Here is an 18346-nt window from a genome sequence, read left to right on the forward strand (position 1 = left end):
CTCTCCCCCTAATTCAGGTACTGGTTCAGCCCGCGGCTGAGGAATTTGCCGTGTGTGGTGCTGCCGCTGAAGCCCGACGGCGACACCACGACCCGCCCGCGCGAGAGCACGGTCTCGACCTTGCCGGTGATCTCCAGGCCTTCGTACGCCGAGTAGTCCACGTTCATGTGGTGCGTCTCGGCCGAGATGGTCTGGCGTGCCGCCGGGTCGTAGATCACGATGTCGGCGTCCGAACCCGGCGCGATGACACCCTTTTGCGGGTACAGCCCGAACATCCGGGCGGGTGTCGTCGAGCAGGTCTCGACCCAGCGGCCGAGTGAGATCTCGCCTGCCACGACACCCTGGTGCAGCAGGTCCATCCGGTGCTCGACGCCGGGCATCCCGTTCGGGATCGCGCGGAAGTCGCCGCGGCCCAGTTCCTTCTGGTCCTTGAAGCAGAACGGGCAGTGGTCGGTCGACACCACCGAAAGATCGTTGGTGCGCAAGCCTTTCCACAGATCCGTCTGGTGCGACTTCTCCCGCAGCGGCGGCGACGCGACGTACTTCGAGCCTTCGAAGTTCGGCTTCTTCATGTCCTCAATGGACAGGTAGAGATACTGCGGGCACGTCTCCGCGAAGACGTTCTGGCCGTCGTTACGCGCTTCGGCGACGGCCGCGAGCGCTTGCGACGCCGACAAGTGCACGATGTACAGCGGCGAGCCCGTGACCTTGGCCAGCGTGATCGCGCGCGACGTCGCCTCGCCCTCCAGCTCCGGCGGGCGGGTGAGACTGTGGTGCACCGGCTCGATCCGGCCCGCCGCGTACGCCTGCGCGGCCAGCTGGTCGATCGCGATGCCGTTCTCGGCGTGCATCATGATCGTCGAGCCGGTCTCACGGGCCTTCTGCATGGCCAGCAGGATTTCGCCGTCGGTGGAGTAGAAGACGCCAGGGTAGGCCATGAACATCTTGAAACTCGTGACGCCGCCGTCGATGCAGGCTTCCATCTCCTTGAGCGACGTGTCGTTGACGTCGGAGATGATCATGTGGAAGCCGTAGTCGATGGCGCAGTTCCCGTCGGCCTTCTCGTGCCACTTGTCCAAAGTGGACAAGACCGAGGTGCCCTTCGCCTGCACGGCGAAGTCGATGATCGTGGTCGTGCCACCCCAGGCGGCCGCCGTGGTGCCGGTGCCGAAGGTGTCCACCGAATGCGTGCCGCCGAACGGCATCTCCATGTGGGTGTGCGCGTCGATGCCGCCGGGCAGCACGTACTTCCCGGTCGCGTCGATGACCTCGTCGGCGTCGGTGAACACGCCTGGCGCCGCCACCGCGACGATCTTTTCCCCGTCCACCAGCACATCCGCGAGCGACGCGCCGGTGGTGGAGAGTACCTGCCCGCCCTTGATCAGCGTTGTCATGGCTTAGGCCTCCGTCAGCGGTCCGTAGCTGTCCGGGCGGCGGTCGCGGTAGAAGGCCCATTGGTCGCGGACCTCGGCGAGCAGGCCCATGTCCAGATCACGGACGACGATCTCCTCCTCGGTGTCCGAAGCCGCCTCGCCGACGATCTGCGCGCGCGGGTCCACAAAGTACGTCTGGCCGTAGAAGTCGTTTTCGCCCAACGGTTCCACACCGACGCGGTTGATCGTGCCGACGAAGTACTCGTTCGCGACCGCGGCGGCTGGCTGCTCGACGCGCCACAGGTACTCCGACAGGCCACGGCTCGTCGCCGACGGGTTGAACACGATCTTCGCGCCCGCCAGGCCCAGCGCGCGCCAGCCCTCGGGGAAGTGGCGCTCGTAGCAGATGTAGACGCCGATGCGCCCGACCGCGGTGTCGAACACCGGGTAGCCCATGTTGCCGGGACGGAAGTAGAACTTCTCCCAGAAGCCCTTGACCTGCGGGATGTGGTTCTTTCGGTGCTTGCCGAGGTAGGTGCCGTCGGCGTCGATCACCGCGGCGGTGTTGTAGTACACCCCCGGCTGCTCGACCTCGTACATCGGCACCACGAGCACGACCCCGTGCCGCTTGGCGACCTCCTGCATGAGCTTGGTCGTCGGGCCGTCCGGGATCTGCTCGGTGTAGGAGTAGTAGTCCGTGTCCTGCACCTGGCAGAAATACGGGCCGTAGAACAATTCCTGGAGACAGACGACCTGCGCGCCCTGTGACGCCGCCTTGCCGATCGCTTCGACGGCGTTGGCGATCATCGACTCCTTGTCACCCGTCCACCGCTGCTGGATCAACCCGGCGCGCACTACGTCGCTCACTGATTTCCTCCTTGTTGGTAGCGGGCAAGGCCAAGGCCAGATAGACCAGGAACGCGCCGATCAGGCCGACCACCCAGTTGTAGTCGTAGAGAGGCTTGAGGAACGGGATCAGCCCGTCCGCGGGGAAGGGGCCGCCGTACGCGCCGCCGACGGCGAGCACCGCGCCGACCAGGGTCGCGACCAGCGCGCGCCAGTTCCAGCCGCCGCTGAACCAGTACGCGCCGCCTTCGGTGTAGAGGTCACGCAGCTTCAGCTCGGTGCGGCTGACCACCCAGTACCCGGCGACCAGCACGCCGGCGACGGCGCCGAGCAGTCCACCGTAGAAACCGAGCCACGCGAAGATGTAGATGTTCGGGTCCGAGTACAGCCGCCACGGCTGGATCAGGACGCCGATCACCCCGGTGATCAGCCCGCCGACCGCGAAGGTGATCTTGCGCGGGAAGGCGTTCGAGAAGTCGTACGACGGGCTGACCACGTTCGCGGCCAGGTTCGCCGAGATGGTCGCGAGCACCAGCGCGATCAGCGCGACCACGACGACCAGCGGGCTGCCGAACTTGTCCGCCAGCTTCGCCGGGTCCCAGATCTGCTCGCCATAAAGGACACTGCCGCCCGAGGTGGTCAGGATCGCCACGATCGCGATGAACGTCATCGTGGTCGGCAGGCCGAGGATCTGGCCTTTGACCTGCTTGCCCTGGCTGCCGCCGAAGCGGGTGAAGTCCGGCATGTTGAGCGAGAGCGTCGACCAGAACGCGATCATCGCCATCAGCGTCGGCGCGAACACCTTCCAGAAATCCGGTCCCCAGCCCAGTTTTCCCGGCTCGGACAGGATCGGTCCGAAGCCGCCCGCCTGGATGAGCACGTAGCCGAGCATGATCAGGAAGCCGACGGACACCAGCGGCGCGGTCCAGTTCTCGAACCGGCGGATGGCTTCCATGCCACGCCAGATGATCAGCATCTGGATCAACCAGAAGATGCCGAACGAGAGCCACAGTGTCCAGTGCTGCCCCGCGATGACCGCGGAGTCCTTCCACCCGGAGCCGGCCAGCCGCCCGACGATGATGTAGAGCGCCTCACCGCCGACCCACGTCTGGATCCCGAACCAGCCACACGCGATGAACGCCCGCAGCAACGCCGCGAGGTTCGCGCCGCGCATACCGTAGAAGGCACGCGCGAACACCGGGAACGGGATGCCGTACTTGGTGCCCGCGTGGCTGTTGAGCAGCATCGGCGCGAGCACGATCAGGTTGCCGATGGTGATCGTCAGCAACGCCTGCACCCAGTTCATCCCGAGTGCGATCAGCGACGCGGCCAGCGCGTAACTGGGGATGTTGTGCGCCATCCCCATCCAGAGCGCGAAATAGTTGTAAGTGGTCCAGGTCCGCTTTTCGACCGGGACCGGCGCCAGTTCACTGTTGAAGAACCGGCTGCCCTCCAGAGACGTGACGTCGGTGAGTTCGACCCGGCCGTCGCCGTGCGCGCGTGTCGTCGGCTCCATTGCGGCATCCTGTGCCGCCCGGCGGGCAGATGGCACTGGCAGAGTGTTCATCGTTGGCTGTGGCCGCGCGCACACTGTCGATTGCGCTCACCCGCTCCGCGATGCATAACCCGCGTCACATACTCGCGCTTAGCACGCAGGTCACGCGCATGAAACACACGAACGGGCGGTCGACCGGTCAGTCGTGAGGGCTGGGGTCGTGAGCGTTGCGGGCGGTTCTAACCGCCCGCAACGCTCACGAGCCTTTAGCCGAAGAACTCGGTGAAGGCGCGGATGACGGCTTCCGGCTGCTCTTCGGCGAGGAAGTGGCCGGAACGCTCCACTTTGCTCACCCGGACGTCGGTTCCCTTGGTGGACAAGACGTACTGGAAGAACTCGAAGCTGGCCTCCGCGGCCAAGCCGAGCATCGGCTTGGTGACCAGCGGGTAGGTCTTCTGGTCTTCGATGTCCTGGTTGAACGCCTGGTACCAGGCGTTGCCTGCGCGGATGGCTTCCGGCTTCGCGTAGGCCTGGGCGTAGATCGCGCGGGTGGCCTGGTTGATCGCGGCGGGGTTGACCAGCAGCAGGTCGCAGAAGTAGTCGATGAGGACGCGGGAACGGCCGGTGATCAGCTGCTCGGGGAGTGCACGGACCTGGTTGAAGGCGAACCACCACAGGTGGAACTCGTTCGGCTTGGGCAGCAGCGGGAGCTGGTAGAGGCTCTCGTCGGGGTGGGCCACGTCGAGGAGGGCGACCTTGGTGGTCGCGGCGCTGTGGTTGAGGGCGAAGCTGTGCGCGACCATGGCGCCGATGTCGTGGCCCGCGATGTTGACCTGGCTGTGGCCGAGGCGGCGGGTGAGTTCGAAGATGTCGCGGGCCATGGTCTTCTTGTCGTAGCCGCCCGCCGGCTTGGCTGAGCCGCCCATGCCGCGCAGGTCGACCGCGATCACGCGGTAGCGGCGGGCCAGCGTCGGCATGATCTTGCGGTACTGCCACCAGGTCTCGGGCCAGCCGGGCAGCAGGACCAGCGGTGCGCCCTTGCCGCCCGTCACGTAGTGCAGGGTGGTGCCGTTCACGTCGGCGTGCGCGCTGGTGAAGCCCAGCGAGCGGGCCAGCACGGTGTCGGAGATGGCGGCTTCGGAAACCGATTGGTCGGCGGAGGCCGAGGTGGCCCCAGCGGTCGCCGCGGTGGCGGCCACGCCCGCGCCCGCGGCAAGCATCTTACGTCTTGAGAACTGCATAACGGCTTCCCTCCAGCATTAAGTGCGGAGAGCATTGTGTGCGGTTGGGACGTTGGCAAGGCCTTTCAAGCACGCTTGAAAGCCTCGGCCTCCACACGATCTTCACAAACCGCGCGGATCGTCTCCACGCGCATTGCTTAAGGTCAGAGCCATGGAACTGGGAGCGCGGCGGATTCTCGTCGTCGAGGACGACCTCACGATCGCCGAGTCGATCGCGGCCCGGCTGCGTGCGGAGGGGCACATGGTCGAGCTGGCGCACGACGGGCCGGCCGCGGTCGCCCGAGCCGAGAGTTCCGAGCCGGACCTGGTGGTGCTCGACGTGATGCTGCCGGGGTTCGACGGGCTGGAGGTTTGCCGCCGGATCCAGGCGCGGCGCCCGGTGCCGGTGCTGATGCTGACCGCGCGAGCCGACGAGACGGATCTGCTGGTCGGGCTCGGCGTCGGGGCCGACGACTACCTGACCAAGCCGTTCTCGATGCGGGTGCTCGCGGCCAGGGTGCAGGCGCTGCTGCGGCGGGTAGACCGGGCCGTGCCGCGCAGCTCCAAGATCGTGCTGGGCGACCTCGAGATCGACGTCGACGAGCGCCGGGTGTCCAGGGGCGGCTCCGAGGCGCAGCTGACACCGCTGGAGTTCGACCTCCTCGTGCATCTCGCGAAGCGCCCGCGCGCGGTGCTGGCGCGGGAACGGCTGCTCAGCGAGATCTGGGACTGGGCGGACGCGTCCGGCACCCGTGCCGTCGACAGTCACATCAAGGCGCTGCGGCGCAAGCTCGGCGCGGACCTCATCCGGACGGTGCACGGCGTCGGCTACGCGCTGGACGTCATCTCGTGAAACTCCAGACGCTCGTCGACTTCCTGCCGAGACCGCTCGACCCGGTGCGCTCGATCAAGCTCAAACTGGCGTTGCTGATCGTCGGCTCCGGTGGGATCGCGCTCGGCTTCTTCCGCTGGCAGATCGGCTGGCTGCCGCCGAGGACCACGATCACGGCCGTGGTGCTGGCGCTGGTCACGTCGCAGATACTGGCGCACGGCATGACCCGGCCGTTGCGCGAGATGACGGCAGCCGCGGGCCGCATGGCCAAGGGCGACTACACGCGCCGCGTCCGTGCGACCTCGCGCGACGAAGTCGGCAGGCTCGCCGACGCGTTCAACCGGATGGCCGCCGACCTCGCCGCCGCCGACCAGCAGCGCCGCGACCTCATCGCCAACGTCTCCCACGAGCTGCGGACCCCGATCACCGCGCTCAACGGCGTGCTCGAGAACCTCGTCGACGGCGTCGAGCACCCGGATCCCCGCACGCTGCGCACCGCGCTCACCCAGACCGAGCGGCTCAGCGCGCTCGTCTCCGAACTCCTCGATCTCTCCCGCATCGACGCGGGCGCCTTCCCTCTCGAAGTGGAGGTCGTCGAACTCGCCCCGCTGGTTGACGAGGTCATCGCCGAGGCCGAGGTGATGGCGGCCGCGCTCGGCCGCGGCGTCCGCTTCACCGTCGACCTCGAACCGGCGATCGTCGTGCTCGCCGACCGCGCGCGGCTGCACCAGGTCCTGATCAACCTGCTCGACAACGCCGCCCGCCACGGACCGGCGGGCGGCGAGGTGGGCGTCGAGGCCAGGACGTCCGGCGACCAGGTGGTCATCGAAGTCCGGGACGAGGGCCCCGGCATCCGGCCGGAAGACCACGCCCGCGTCTTCGAACGCTTCACCCGAGGCGAGCGGGCGGGCGGCGGTGGCACCGGCCTCGGCCTGAACATCGCCCGCTGGGTCGTCGACCTGCACGGCGGCTCGATCGGGGTCACCGGCCCCGGCTCCCGAATCCGCGTGACCCTGCCGCGCTGACCTTTCCCTGAAATCAACCCGGACCCGAGCTTGGGGCCACGGGGCGATGAAGCACACCCTCTGGAGGATTTCCATGGCCGATCGGCCTGCTCACGCGACGCCGGTGGCGACTGTCGCGACCTCACCGGACGCTCCCGCCATGCCACCGCCTCAGGTGCCGGTGCTCCTCCGGCCCCCTTACGTGCCCAAGTCGGCGCGGGTGGCTTTGCCGCCTTCGGTGCTGCCCGCCGTGCTTGCCGCGGCGGTGGTCGGCGCGGTCGTGATTCCGCTGGACCGGCCGGGGATCGGGTGGTTGCTGGCGGGGATCGCCTGCGTCTTGGCTGTGGTGGTCGCGGACCGGAAAGCTCGGGGCTGGGAGCTTCGCGAGGCCGGGGATGGGTTTCTGGATGAGGGCGACGGGGCCGGGGTTGGTGAGGGAGGCCCTGACCCGCTCGATCTGGATGAAGGGAGCCTTCATACGGCCAGGGTGGATGAGGGGAGCCTTGATACGGCCAGGGTGGATGAAGGGAGCCTTCATACAGAAGGGTTGGATGAGGGGAGCCTTCATACAGCCAAGGCGTATGAGGGGAGCCTTCATACAGAAGAGCCGAGCCCGAGAAACCCAAGCCGCGCAAGGATCATCTGGGCCGCACTGGCACTGGCGCTCCTCGCCGTAGGAACGATCCGAGCCGCCGAGTGGCTCTTCGTCCTGTGCGTGCTCGCGGCCGCCGTCGCCGGATCACTCGCCGTCGTCGGGCCGCGGTCGGTCAAGGGCCTCCTGTACGACGTCCTCGCCGTCCCGATCGAGGCGTTCGGCGGGCTCGCCTGGGTCGGCCGCGGCGCCAAGAAAGGCAAGCCGAGCGGCGCGGCCAAGCGCACGGCGTCGGCCGTGTTCTTGACGCTGGCGTTGCTCGCGGTCTTCGTGCCGCTGCTGAGTTCGGCGGACGCCACGTTCGCGGGGGTGCTCAGTGCGGTGATGCCGGAGGTCGACGGGCCGGGCACGGTGCAGTGGATCTTCGTGTTCGGGCTGGTCGGGGCAGCCAGTGCGGGCGCGTTGTTCGTGCTGGCCGCGCCGCCGCGGCCGGCGGAAGCGAAGCAGCACAAGGTGTTGCACCGGGTAGAATGGGCGTTGCCGGTCGGCGTGCTGACGGTGCTGTTCGCCGGGTTCGTGTTCGTGCAGCTGGTCGCGTTGTTCGGGGGCGATGCCTACGTCCTGCGTACTTCGGGGCTGACCTATGCCGAGTATGCCAGGGGCGGGTTCTGGCAGCTGTCCGCGATCACGGTGCTGACTCTGGGGGTCATCGTGAGCGCTTTGCGTTGGGGCAGCAAGGAAACCGCTCAGGATCGGTGGTGGCTGCGTGGTGTGCTGACCGCGCTGAGCCTGCTGACACTGGTGATCGTGGCGTCCGCGTTGAGTCGCATGTGGACCTATCAGCAGGCGTACGGGTTCACCGTGCTGCGACTGCTCGTGGAGACCTGTGAGCTCTGGCTCGGCGTCGTCTACCTGCTGATGATCGCGGCGGTCTGGAAGCTGGATCAGGCGTGGCTGTCGAGGGCGGCGATCGGGACGGCGATGGCCGCGCTGCTCGCGCTCGCGGTACTCGATCCGGAACGGTTCGTCGCGGATCGCAACATCGACCGGATGGAGGCCGGTCACGGCATTGATTTCTCTTATCTGAGCACGCTTTCCGCCGATGTGCTGCCCGCGGTGGAAAGGTTGCCCGAGCCGGTCCGGACGACGGTTCGCGGACCGGTTCGGGCGGGTATCAAGGCCGATTCCTGGCAGGAGTTCAACTTCTCCAGGATGGCAGGCCGCTAGGTGGGTGTGGTGAGCACCGTTCGAGGGGGGACGGTGCTCACCACACCTGGCTTACTTCAGCGGGAAGATGTTCTGCGTCGCGTTGCCCGCGGTGCAGGCGTTGGAGAATTCCTTCTTGTAGTCGACGGCCTCGCCGTTCCAACGGCCGGTGACCGTGACGTTGACCGGTGCGAAGTTCAGCGGGCAGGCCGTCGAGGCCTCTTCGATCGCGGAGAACTTGCCGCCCGCGGCCTCCAGCACCTCGCAGGCTTTGGCCGGGTCCTTGATGGAGCCGCCGGGCTCGTTGCAGGTCAGGGTCGCGCGCGCGTAGCCGCCGCTGCTGTCGGTCTGGCTGAGACGTAAGGCGTACGAAGCGTTCTCGGGGCCCGCCAGCGAAGCCGCTGCCAAGGCGACGGCGGTGATCGTTTCGAAAATTGCCATACAAGATCTATCGGCAGTTTCGCGCGACAAAAGGCCACTCGGACGAGTGGTCGAGTCTCACGAATGGGTGGTCAATGTGTCGTGGGCCAGCAGCGCCACGTACAGCGAGAGCATCGACTCGGGATCCTCCAGCTGGACGCCGAGCACCTGCTCGATCCGGGCCAGCTGCTGGTAGTACGCGGTCCGCGAGGTGTGCGCGGCCGCGGCCGCCGCCGACTTGTTGCCGCCGTGCTCGCAGTAGTGGCGCAAGGCCTGCATCAGACGGCTTCCCGTCGCCGCGTCGCGGGAGAGCAGCGGCCCGAGTTCACGTGCCGCGAAAGCCTCCAGGCGCTCGTCGGTCGCCAGCAGCTGCAACAGACCGCGCAGGCGGACGTCGTCGAGCCGGTGGAACACCCGCTTCACGTCGGTGCGCAACGCGGCCGCGGCCACGTGCGCGGCCTCGACGAGGGTGCGGCGCGCGTCGGCCGGTCCGTCCACAGTGGTCCCGACGGCGATGACGCTCGGCGCGCGCGTCTCGTGGACGTCGGTGGCGAGCCGGTGCAGCACGGTGTCCGGGTTCGCTTCCGGTGACAGCGAGATCAGTGCTCGCACACTCGTCTCGTCGACGGTCGCGACGAGCGCGCGCACCCGTGCGCGTCGCGCCGCGAGCGCGGTCGCTTCGGCGAGTTCGCGCAGCAGCGGGCCGTTGGACACCGCGGGCAGGCCGGTGGCGGCCGGGCGCGGCCGGATGGCGATGCCGACCAGCTGTCCGGTCAACGGCACGGCCAGCGCGGACGCCCGCGCGAGCAGCTCCGCCGAGGGCACCGGCGAGGCGAGCAGCTCGCACAGCACCGCGCGGTGGGCCTGCCGTTCGAGGCTGTCGGTGTCCTTCGCGACCAGGCGATGCACGGCCAGCGCGGACGCCGCGCGCTCGGCGACGACGCGGTGCCGATGCGGCGGAACGTCCGGGCAGACCAGCACGAGCCGTCCCCAGTCGTGCCCGCGCGCGCCGACGATCGTGACCAGCCAGCCGGCGCCAGAGTGGTACCCGGTGCGTTCGCCGAGCTGGATGGTGCGCGACCGCGTCAGCCAGCCGGTGAGCAGGTCGCCGGGGTCCATGCCCGCCGCGTCGTAGGCGAGCACCTCGTGCGACAGCGTCTCCAGCACCACCGGCTGCTCGGTCATCCGCGCGACCTCGCGCAGCACGGCTTCCGGCTCCGCGCCGGACACGGTCAGCGCGGTGAACACCTCGTGCACGCGCTCGGCCGCCTTGAGCTCGGCGACCTGTGCGTCCACGATCAGCCCGTTGACCGACTCGGTGACGGTGACGTAGCGCGTCTCGCGGGACAGCGTGACCAGCGGGATCCCGTGCTTGTCGGCGGCGCGGACGAGCGCGCCGGGCAGCTCGTCGTTCCAGTGCCGGACCAGCTCGATGATCACGCCGGACACCCCGACGGCCGCCAGCTCGTCGATGTAGCGGGTGAGCGTGGCTTCGTCGTCGGGCAGCGCGACGCCGGTGGTGAGCACCAGCTCGCCGCCCTTGAGCAGGTGCGCGATGCCGGTGACCTCCGCGACGTGCACCCAGCGCACGTACGCGCCGAGCCCGATCGCGCCCGCGACGACGTGCGGGCGCCCGTGCCGCAGCACGGGCAGCGCGAGCACTTCGGCCACGGTCGGGTACATACACAGACTGTACGGGCGGTGACGGTAGTCGGTACACGTTGCCGGTAGTGCCAGCGTGCCGCCCGCACCGAGACTCGGAAACCATGAGCGAAGAGACGTTGGTGAACCGGCACCGGGCAGTACTCCCGCAGTGGCTGGCCCTCTACTACAAGGAGCCCATCGAGATCGTCCGCGCCGAAGGCAGGCGCGTCACCGACTCGAACGGCAACACCTACCTCGACTTCTTCGCCGGGATCCTGACCAATGCCATCGGCTACGGCGTCAAGGAGATCTCCGACGCGATCCGCGGGCAGCTCGACACCGGCGTGCTGCACACCTCCACTCTGTACCTGATCCGCAAGCAGGTCGAGCTCGCCGAGCAGATCGCCGAGCTGTCCGGCATCCCGGACGCGAAGGTGTTCTTCACCAACTCCGGCACCGAGGCCAACGAGACCGCGCTCATGCTCGCGACGCAGCAGCGGCGCAGCAACCAGATCCTGGCGCTGCGCAACTCGTACCACGGCCGCGCGTTCGCCACGATCGGCATCACCGGCAACCGCGGCTGGTCCGCGAGCTCGCTCTCCCCGGTCAAGGTCAGCTACGTGCACGGCGGCTACCGCTACCGCGGGCCGTTCGCGGGGCTGTCCGACTCCGACTACATCGCGGCTTGCGTCGACGACCTGCGTGACGTGCTGCAGACGACCACCTCCGGCGATGTCGCGGCGATGATCGCCGAGCCGATCCAGGGTGTCGGCGGGTTCAACGTGCCGCCGGACGGCCTGCTCGGCGCGATGAAGGAGGTGCTCGACGAGCACGGCATCCTGTTCATCTCCGACGAGGTGCAGACCGGCTGGGGCCGCACCGGCGAGCACTTCTGGGGCTTCCAGGCGCACGGCATCACCCCGGACGCGCTGACCTTCGCCAAGGGCCTCGGCAACGGGCTCGCGATCGGCGGCGTGGTCGCGCGCGGTGACCTGATGGACTGCCTCACCGCCAACTCGATCTCGACCTTCGGCGGCAACCCGATCTCGACCGCCGGCGCCAAGGCGACGCTGGACTACCTGCTCGACAAGGATCTCCAGGGCAACGCGCGCAAGCTCGGCGACTACCTGATGCGCGGGCTGCGCGACCTCGGCGACAAGTACAACGTGCTCGGCGACGTGCGCGGCAAGGGCCTGATGATCGGCATGGAGTTCGTCTCGCCGGGCACCACGCCGAGCCCCGAGTCCGCGGGCATCGTGCTGGAGGAGACCCGCGAGCGTGGCCTGCTGGTCGGCAAGGGCGGGCTGCACAACAACGTCGTCCGCCTCGCCCCGCCGATGACGTTGACCGAGACCGAAGCGGCCGAGGCACTCGAGATCCTCGGCGAATCCGTCGCACGCGCGCAGGAGGCAGCCAAGTGACCGCCCGGATCAGCCACTGGATCGACGGCAAGCCCTACTCGGCGGTCGCCGAGCGCACCGGAGACGTCTACGACCCGGCGACCGGCGAGGTACAGGCGCAGGTCGACTTCGCTTCCGAGGCCGACGTCGCCGAAGCCGTCGCCGCCGCCAAGCGCGCGTTGCCGGGCTGGCGCGGCACCTCGCTCGCGGCGCGCAGCCGGGTGCTGTTCGCCTTCCGTGAGCTGCTCGTGGCGCGCAAGGACGAACTGACGAAGATCGTCACGGCCGAGCACGGCAAGGTCGAATCGGACGCGGCCGGTGAAATCGCGCGTGCGATCGAAAACGTCGAATTCGCCTGCGGCGCGCCGCAATTACTCAAGGGTGGATTCAGCGAGAACGCTTCCACCGGGGTCGACGTCTATTCCATCGCGCAGCCATTGGGCGTGGTCGGCGTGATCTCGCCGTTCAACTTCCCGGCGATGGTGCCGCTGTGGTTCGTGCCGAACGCGATCGCGTGCGGTAACACGGTCGTGCTCAAACCATCCGAAAAAGATCCGTCGGCCGCCAACTTCATCGCCGAGTTGTTCGCCGAGGCCGGGCTGCCGTCCGGCGTGCTGAACGTGCTGCACGGTGACAAGGTCGCGGTCGACGGCCTGCTGGAGCACCCGGACGTCAAGGCGATCTCGTTCGTCGGCTCGACACCGATCGCGAAGTACGTCTACGAGACCGGCACCCGCAACGGCAAGCGGGTGCAGGCGCTCGGTGGCGCGAAGAACCACATGGTCGTGTTGCCGGACGCGGACCTCGACCTCGCCGCCGACGCCGCCGTGTCCGCGGGCTTCGGCTCGGCCGGTGAGCGCTGCATGGCCGTTTCGGTGGTCGTGGCCGTCGATCCGATCGGCGACGAGCTGGTCGCGAAGATCGCCGAGCGGATCAAGGGACTGCGGGTCGGCGACGGCAGGCGGCCGAGCTCCGAGATGGGGCCGCTGGTCACCGCCGCGCACCGCGAGCGCGTCGAGTCCTATGTGGACGCCGGGGTCGATGCGGGCGCCAAGCTGGTCGTCGATGGACGCGGAGTGGACGTCGACGGGGCGGCCGCTGGATTCTGGCTGGGCCCGACGCTGTTCGACGACGTGCGGCCGGAGATGTCCATCTACACCGACGAGATCTTCGGGCCGGTGCTCTCGGTCGCGCGGGCAGGCGGGTACGCCGAGGCGCTGGAGCTCATCCACGCCAACCCGTACGGCAACGGCGTGGCCATCTTCACCAACGACGGCGGCGCCGCGCGGCGGTTCCAGAACGAGGTCGAGGTGGGCATGGTCGGCGTCAACGTGCCGATCCCGGTGCCCGTCGCGTACTACTCGTTCGGCGGCTGGAAGGACTCGCTGTTCGGCGATTCCCACGCTTACGGGCCGGAAGGATTCCATTTCTTCACCAGGACGAAAGTGGTCACCTCGCGCTGGCTCGACCCGTCGCACGGCGGCGTCAATCTCGGTTTCCCGCGCAATGACTAGGTAATCGACCTGACTGTTCTCTCCACGGCGGGTGGACGGTGCGGCGGAACAAGCGGTACTCCAGAAAGGTGCCCTTTTCCGCCGCACTGCCATGTCCGCACCGCAGACGGGGATGAACATGCCGGAACTACCGCATTGGCCCGTGCCACGAACCTGTCCGTTCTCATTGCCGTCCGAATACGAGAAGTTGCGGGAGAATTCACCCGTGCTCCGGGTGAAGCTGCCATCGGGATATGAGGCCTGGGTGATTTCCGGGCTCAAGGACATCCGCTCGATGCTGACCGATCCGCGGTTCAGCTCGAACCGCCACGACCCCGGGTTCGGAGAAGATCGCCGAGGGACTCGTGGCCATGCCGGACTTCCGCGCGTCGCTCAACGAGATGGACGCGCCGGATCACGGCCCGAAGCGCCGCGAGGTGCTGGCCGAGTTCACCGTCCGGCGGATGAAGGCGTTGCGCCCCAGGATCAAGGAGATCGTCGACGCGCAGCTCGACCTCATCCTGCGCGGCCCCAAACCGGTCGACCTGGTGTCGACGCTCAGCCTGCCGGTGCCGTCGCGCGTCGTCTGCGAGCTGCTCGGCGTGCCGTACGCCGACCATGACTTCTTCCAGGCCCGCACGCAGGCGATGATCAGCCGGTCGTACACCCCCGAACAGCGGCATGTCGCGACCAAGGAACTGCTGACCTTCCTCGACGAGCTGGTCACGGCCAAGGTCGCCGAGCCTGCCGACGACCTGCTCGGCAGGCTGGTAGTCAAGCAGCGCGAGAACGGCGGCATCCGGCACCGCGAGATCGTCGAGCTGGCTTTCCTGCTGCTCGGCGCGGGCCACGAGACGACGGCCGCGTCGATCTCGCTCGGTGTCGTGGCGTTCTTCAAATTCCCTGACCAGCTGGCGAAAGCCTTGTCGTCGCCCGAAAAGATGCTGGACGCCGTCGAAGAGCTGCAACGTTTCTTCACCATCGCCGAGGCGGCGGGCGCCCGCGTCGCGATCGAGGACGTCGAACTCGGTGGCGTGCTGATCCGCAAGGGCGAAGGCGTGATCCCGCTCAGCAATCTCGCCGACCGTGACCTCGAAGCCTTCGAGCGGCCCGACCGGTTCGACATCGACCGCGGCGCGCGCAGCCACGTGGCGTTCGGCCACGGCATGCACCAGTGCCTCGGCGCGAATATGGCCAGGATGCAGCTGCAGGTCGTGTTCGAGACGCTCTTCCGGCGCATTCCCGGCCTGCGCCCGGCGATACCCGTGGAAGAGATGGCATATAAAGCCGATTCCGAAATCTATGGCATGCACGAGCTTCCGGTCACCTGGTAGTGACACCGATTCGTGGAAGTGTCTTTTCGGCCGCTGGAAAGTCGATGATCGGGTGAATCGCTAGGGGTCACCCTTAAGTGGTACGGACCTGACGAGGTCGTCTCCGCCGGGTTGGACGACGGCGCGCGCCGGGCGGTAGACCGTAAAAGGCGACTCTGACACCAGAATTCGCCGCCCGAAAAGCACGCCGTTTGTCCGGACGGGGATATGACATGACCGAAGTCGCCCAGCCGCAGGTCCTCTCGTGGCCGTTGAAGCGGGCCTGCCCGTTCTCTCCGCCATCGGAGTACAAGGCATTGCGTGAGGAGGCGCCCATCTCCCGGGTCAGGCTGCCGTCCGGCATGCAGGTCTGGGCCATCTCGAAGCTCAAGGACATCCGCACGATGCTGACCGACCCCCGGTTCAGCTCCGACCGCCACCAGCCCGGTTTCCCGCTGATCGCGGAGGGCGTCGAGACGATCTCGGGTTTCCGTGCCTCGCTCAACGAGATGGACGCGCCGGAGCACGGCCCGAAGCGCCGTGAGGTGCTGGGCGAGTTCACCCTCAAGCGGATACAGACGCTGCGGCCGAGGATCCAGCAGATCGTCGACGACCAGATCGACATCGTGCTGAGCAGCGGCATCCCGGTCGACCTGGTGTCGACGCTCGCGCTGCCGGTGCCGTCGCTGGTGATCTGCGAGCTGCTCGGGGTGCCCGTGCGCGACCAGGCCTACTTCCAGACCCGCACGCAGGCGATGATCAGCCGGACGTTCAGTCACGACCAGCGCCGCCAGGCCTTCGACGAGCTGCTCGACTACTTCGACGAACTGGTCACGGAGAAGGAGAAGAACCCGGCCGACGACCTGATCGGCAGGCTGATCGCGAAGCAGCGCGCCGAGGGCGGCGTCCGGCACCGCGAGATCGTCGAACTCGGTTTCCTGCTGCTCAGCGCCGGCCACGAGACGACCGCGAGCATGATCTCGCTCGGCGTCGTCGCGCTGCTCGAACACCCGGAGCAGCTGGCGAAGATCATCGCCGACCCGCGCAAGACGCTGGACGCGGTCGAGGAGATCGCGCGCTACTTCACCGTCGCGGAGGCGGCAGGCGCCCGCGTCGCGACCGCCGACGTCGAACTCGGCGGGGTGCTGATCCGCAAGGGCGAAGGCGTGATCCCGTTGTCCAGTCTCGGTGACCGGGACCCGGACGCGTTCGGAAATCCCGACACCTTCGACATCGAGCGCGGCGCCAAGAACCACATCGCGTTCGGTTACGGCATCCACCAGTGTCTCGGCGCGAACCTCGCGCGGATGCAGCTGCAGATCGTGTTCGACACGCTGTTCCGCCGGATTCCTTGCCTGCACTTGGAAGGCTCGCTCGACGAGATGCCGTTCAAGGACGATTCGGAGGTGTACGGACTGCACGAGCTGATGGTCAGCTGGTGAAGATCCACGCTGACCGCGACCGGTGCGTCGGCTCGGCACTGTGCGTGCTGACCGAGCCCGCCGTCTTCGACCAGGACGACGGCGGGCTCGTGCTGGTGCGCTCGGAAGAGGTGTCCGGCAAGGTGCACGATGCCATCGATCTGTGCCCAAGTCAGGCATTGCGTTTGACTTCCGAGTAGCTCATTTTTCTCTCATGCGTATTGGTGCACTCGTGATGGCGGCAGTGCTCCTGCTTTCGGGGCAGCCGGCCGCCGCCCGTCCGTCGTCCGCGGTATTCCTGAACGTCGTCGCGCATCAAGACGACGATCTTTTGTTCCTCACACCCGATTTGTCGCAGACTCTCAAGTCTTCCGTGACCGTCTATGTCACGTCCGGCGAGGGAAGCCATCCCGAGTCGATGACGCCAGAGGACTACGCGGAAATGCGGCAGGCGGGCGAGCGGAACGCGTACGCCACGATGGCCGGCGTCGCGAACCGCTGGGACCGCGTCGCGCTGAGAACCGGGACCGGCACGACGGCCGAGCTCGCGACCCTGCGCGCGCGGCCGTCGATCAAGCTGGTCTTCCTTCGCCTGCACGACTGGTCGGATCTGCATGGGCTGTGGACCGGCGAGGTGGCCTCCGGCGGCACTGTCCTGCCCACCGGAAGTCCCGCGCACGTCGAGGACACCTACACCAGGGACAAGCTCACCAAGACGTTGACGTGGCTGATGAACCACTTCCGTCCCACGGTGATCCGCACCCAGAATCCCGCGCCACTGAGCGGTTTCTACGCGCCGGACCCCGACAATCCCGACCACACGGCGGTCGCGCGGTTCACCAACCTCGCGGCCGAGTCGTACCGGGGCCAGGCCCAGGTGCGCAACTACCGCGGCTACGACGACGCCCAGCTCCCGACGGGCTTGGACGCGGCGGGGCGTGCGGAGCGGACCAAGGCGTTTCGCGCTTATGCCGACGTCGACACCAACGTCGCGACGTTGTTCGACGACACGGCGTCCTATCTCGGCTGGCGGCAGACGATGCTGAACCGGTGGCCGTCCGGAGTCTCGTGGACCGATGGTTCCGGTGAGGCGTATGCGGTTCTCGGTGACGAAGTGAAGCGTTGGCGCCGGAATGCCTGGGGAGAATGGGGAAAGCCGGTCGGTCTCGGCGGCAGCGGCTTCGCGCCCGCGGTGACCGTTACTCGGCAGTCCGATGGCCGGTTGCGGCTGTTCTCGTTGAACCGCACCACTTTCGACGTGGTCACCACGGTCCAGTACTGGCCTGGTGGTCCTTACTCCGGTTGGACTTCCTTGGGTAACCCCAACGGCCCTGGCGGAACGCAGACCGGGCTGGCCGCCGCGGGCACCGACGCGCAGGGACGCCTGTGGTTCTTCGTGCGCAACGGCGGCGGGGGAGTGAGCGCGAAACGGCAGAACGCGGACGGGACTTTCGGGGACTGGCAGGACATGCACGGCTGGGGCGTGCAGGACGGGCTTTCCGTGGTGTCGGTCGGCGGGCGGCTGCAGGTCTTCGCGACCCAGTGCTCGGCGACGCTGTACATCGCGGCGACCTGTTCGATCGCACGGCTCGCGGAGGGGACTGCCGGGTTCGAGTGGGACACCGCGGTCGTGCCGGGCGCGGCGGCGACCGGGCCGACGGCCGTGGCAGGCACCGACGGCAAGGCGCACGTCTACTTCCGCGCGACCGGGACCGCCGACGTGCTGGTCGCGTCCGACGGCGTCGTGACCAACCTGGGTAACCCCGGCGGGCCGGGCGAGGTCGCGGCCACCGCCACCGGCGAGGTCTACGCACGCAACGCCACGCACGGCATCAGCGCCCGCGACGCGTCGGGCTGGCGCCCGGCAGGCGGGTACACCGAAGGCTCGCCCGCCGTGGTCGGTGACGGCGTGGTGGCCATCGGCGTCGACGGCCGCCTCACCCAGGTGATCGGCTAACCCGCAGGTCAGGGCTCGTGAGTGGTACGGCCGGTTAGAACCGGCCATACCACTCACGACCCCTGATGACCTGGGGTTGAGCGCCGGGCACTCAGGGGTCCGTAAACTCGTTGGGAGTGGCGAGGGTACG

At 67.9% G+C, this 18346-nt stretch carries 15 protein-coding genes; 9 read left to right on the top strand and 6 right to left on the bottom strand.

Translation table 11 applies throughout. The annotated features are described in order from the left end of the window. Positions 1 to 8 precede the first annotated feature (8 nt). The 4 genes from hydA to AB5J62_RS10005 all read right to left on the bottom strand — a co-directional run bounded on the left by hydA (position 9) and on the right by AB5J62_RS10005 (position 4955). Positions 9 to 1394: a dihydropyrimidinase gene (gene hydA, locus AB5J62_RS09990; protein WP_370947900.1), complete on the bottom strand. Its 1386-nt coding sequence runs from the start codon at positions 1392 to 1394 to the stop codon at positions 9 to 11. A gap of 3 nt (positions 1395 to 1397) precedes the next feature. Then, positions 1398 to 2240, bottom strand: a complete 843-nt coding sequence (locus AB5J62_RS09995; RefSeq protein ID WP_370947901.1) for a nitrilase-related carbon-nitrogen hydrolase — start codon at positions 2238 to 2240, stop codon at positions 1398 to 1400. Continuing rightward, entirely contained in the window at positions 2191 to 3735 is a 1545-nt protein-coding gene (locus tag AB5J62_RS10000; RefSeq protein WP_370947902.1) for an NCS1 family nucleobase:cation symporter-1, read from the bottom strand. The genes AB5J62_RS09995 and AB5J62_RS10000 overlap by 50 nt, the downstream gene beginning before the upstream one ends. Before the next feature lie 245 nt (positions 3736 to 3980). Then, complete coding sequence (locus AB5J62_RS10005) at positions 3981 to 4955, bottom strand: alpha/beta fold hydrolase (protein ID WP_370947903.1); 975 nt, start codon at positions 4953 to 4955, stop codon at positions 3981 to 3983. 151 nt (positions 4956 to 5106) lie between these two features. On the opposite strand from AB5J62_RS10005, the gene AB5J62_RS10010 reads away from it, so the two are divergent. The 3 genes from AB5J62_RS10010 (at position 5107) to AB5J62_RS10020 (ending at position 8589) form a co-directional block, all read left to right on the top strand. Further along, on the top strand, positions 5107 to 5787 hold the full coding sequence (locus AB5J62_RS10010) for a response regulator (protein ID WP_370947904.1): 681 nt from the start codon (positions 5107 to 5109) through the stop codon (positions 5785 to 5787). Next, complete coding sequence (locus tag AB5J62_RS10015; RefSeq protein WP_370947905.1) at positions 5784 to 6791, top strand: ATP-binding protein; 1008 nt, start codon at positions 5784 to 5786, stop codon at positions 6789 to 6791. The genes AB5J62_RS10010 and AB5J62_RS10015 overlap by 4 nt, the downstream gene beginning before the upstream one ends. 139 nt (positions 6792 to 6930) lie before the next feature. After that, entirely contained in the window at positions 6931 to 8589 is a 1659-nt protein-coding gene (locus AB5J62_RS10020; RefSeq protein ID WP_370947907.1) for a DUF4153 domain-containing protein, read from the top strand. Positions 8590 to 8640: 51 nt separating this feature from the next. On the opposite strand, the gene AB5J62_RS10025 is transcribed toward AB5J62_RS10020, so the two are convergent. Together AB5J62_RS10025 and AB5J62_RS10030 are read right to left on the bottom strand one after the other, a co-directional pair. Next, complete coding sequence (locus AB5J62_RS10025; RefSeq protein WP_370947908.1) at positions 8641 to 9009, bottom strand: SSI family serine proteinase inhibitor; 369 nt, start codon at positions 9007 to 9009, stop codon at positions 8641 to 8643. Between the two features lie 57 nt (positions 9010 to 9066). Beyond that, on the bottom strand, positions 9067 to 10671 hold the full coding sequence (locus AB5J62_RS10030) for a PucR family transcriptional regulator (protein ID WP_370947909.1): 1605 nt from the start codon (positions 10669 to 10671) through the stop codon (positions 9067 to 9069). 83 nt (positions 10672 to 10754) lie between these two features. Between AB5J62_RS10030 and AB5J62_RS10035 the strand changes: the two genes are divergently transcribed. From AB5J62_RS10035 to AB5J62_RS10060, 6 genes are all read left to right on the top strand, one after another. After that, positions 10755 to 12053 carry an aspartate aminotransferase family protein gene (locus AB5J62_RS10035; protein ID WP_370947910.1) on the top strand — a complete coding sequence of 433 codons (1299 nt, stop codon included), beginning with the start codon at positions 10755 to 10757 and terminating at the stop codon, positions 12051 to 12053. Continuing rightward, positions 12050 to 13546, top strand: a complete 1497-nt coding sequence (locus AB5J62_RS10040) for a CoA-acylating methylmalonate-semialdehyde dehydrogenase (RefSeq protein WP_370947911.1) — start codon at positions 12050 to 12052, stop codon at positions 13544 to 13546. Before AB5J62_RS10035 ends, AB5J62_RS10040 begins: the two co-directional genes overlap by 4 nt. A gap of 350 nt (positions 13547 to 13896) precedes the next feature. Then, positions 13897 to 14859, top strand: coding sequence for a cytochrome P450 (locus tag AB5J62_RS10045; protein WP_370947912.1), 963 nt, complete (start codon positions 13897 to 13899; stop codon positions 14857 to 14859). A gap of 212 nt (positions 14860 to 15071) precedes the next feature. Beyond that, a complete protein-coding gene (locus AB5J62_RS10050) occupies positions 15072 to 16280 on the top strand; it encodes a cytochrome P450 (RefSeq protein ID WP_370947913.1) in 1209 nt (402 codons plus the stop codon). Further along, on the top strand, positions 16277 to 16459 hold the full coding sequence (locus tag AB5J62_RS10055) for a ferredoxin (protein ID WP_370947914.1): 183 nt from the start codon (positions 16277 to 16279) through the stop codon (positions 16457 to 16459). Before AB5J62_RS10050 ends, AB5J62_RS10055 begins: the two co-directional genes overlap by 4 nt. Positions 16460 to 16473: 14 nt before the next feature. Continuing rightward, positions 16474 to 18216, top strand: coding sequence for a PIG-L family deacetylase (locus tag AB5J62_RS10060; protein WP_370947915.1), 1743 nt, complete (start codon positions 16474 to 16476; stop codon positions 18214 to 18216). Positions 18217 to 18346: the final 130 nt, after the last annotated feature.

Origin of the sequence: Amycolatopsis sp. cg5, from assembly GCF_041346955.1 — a bacterium.
Taxonomy (GTDB): domain Bacteria; phylum Actinomycetota; class Actinomycetes; order Mycobacteriales; family Pseudonocardiaceae; genus Amycolatopsis.

Coding starts and splice junctions, on each gene's coding strand:
- hydA (WP_370947900.1), bottom strand. CDS start 1,394: ATGACAACGCTGATCAAGGGCGGGCAGGTACTCTCCACCACCGGCGCG.
- AB5J62_RS10000 (WP_370947902.1), bottom strand. CDS start 3,735: ATGGAGCCGACGACACGCGCGCACGGCGACGGCCGGGTCGAACTCACC.
- AB5J62_RS10005 (WP_370947903.1), bottom strand. CDS start 4,955: ATGCAGTTCTCAAGACGTAAGATGCTTGCCGCGGGCGCGGGCGTGGCC.
- AB5J62_RS10010 (WP_370947904.1), top strand. CDS start 5,107: ATGGAACTGGGAGCGCGGCGGATTCTCGTCGTCGAGGACGACCTCACG.
- AB5J62_RS10020 (WP_370947907.1), top strand. CDS start 6,931: ATGCCACCGCCTCAGGTGCCGGTGCTCCTCCGGCCCCCTTACGTGCCC.
- AB5J62_RS10025 (WP_370947908.1), bottom strand. CDS start 9,009: ATGGCAATTTTCGAAACGATCACCGCCGTCGCCTTGGCAGCGGCTTCG.
- AB5J62_RS10030 (WP_370947909.1), bottom strand. CDS start 10,671: ATGTACCCGACCGTGGCCGAAGTGCTCGCGCTGCCCGTGCTGCGGCAC.
- AB5J62_RS10035 (WP_370947910.1), top strand. CDS start 10,755: ATGAGCGAAGAGACGTTGGTGAACCGGCACCGGGCAGTACTCCCGCAG.
- AB5J62_RS10045 (WP_370947912.1), top strand. CDS start 13,897: ATGCCGGACTTCCGCGCGTCGCTCAACGAGATGGACGCGCCGGATCAC.
- AB5J62_RS10050 (WP_370947913.1), top strand. CDS start 15,072: ATGACCGAAGTCGCCCAGCCGCAGGTCCTCTCGTGGCCGTTGAAGCGG.
- AB5J62_RS10060 (WP_370947915.1), top strand. CDS start 16,474: ATGCGTATTGGTGCACTCGTGATGGCGGCAGTGCTCCTGCTTTCGGGG.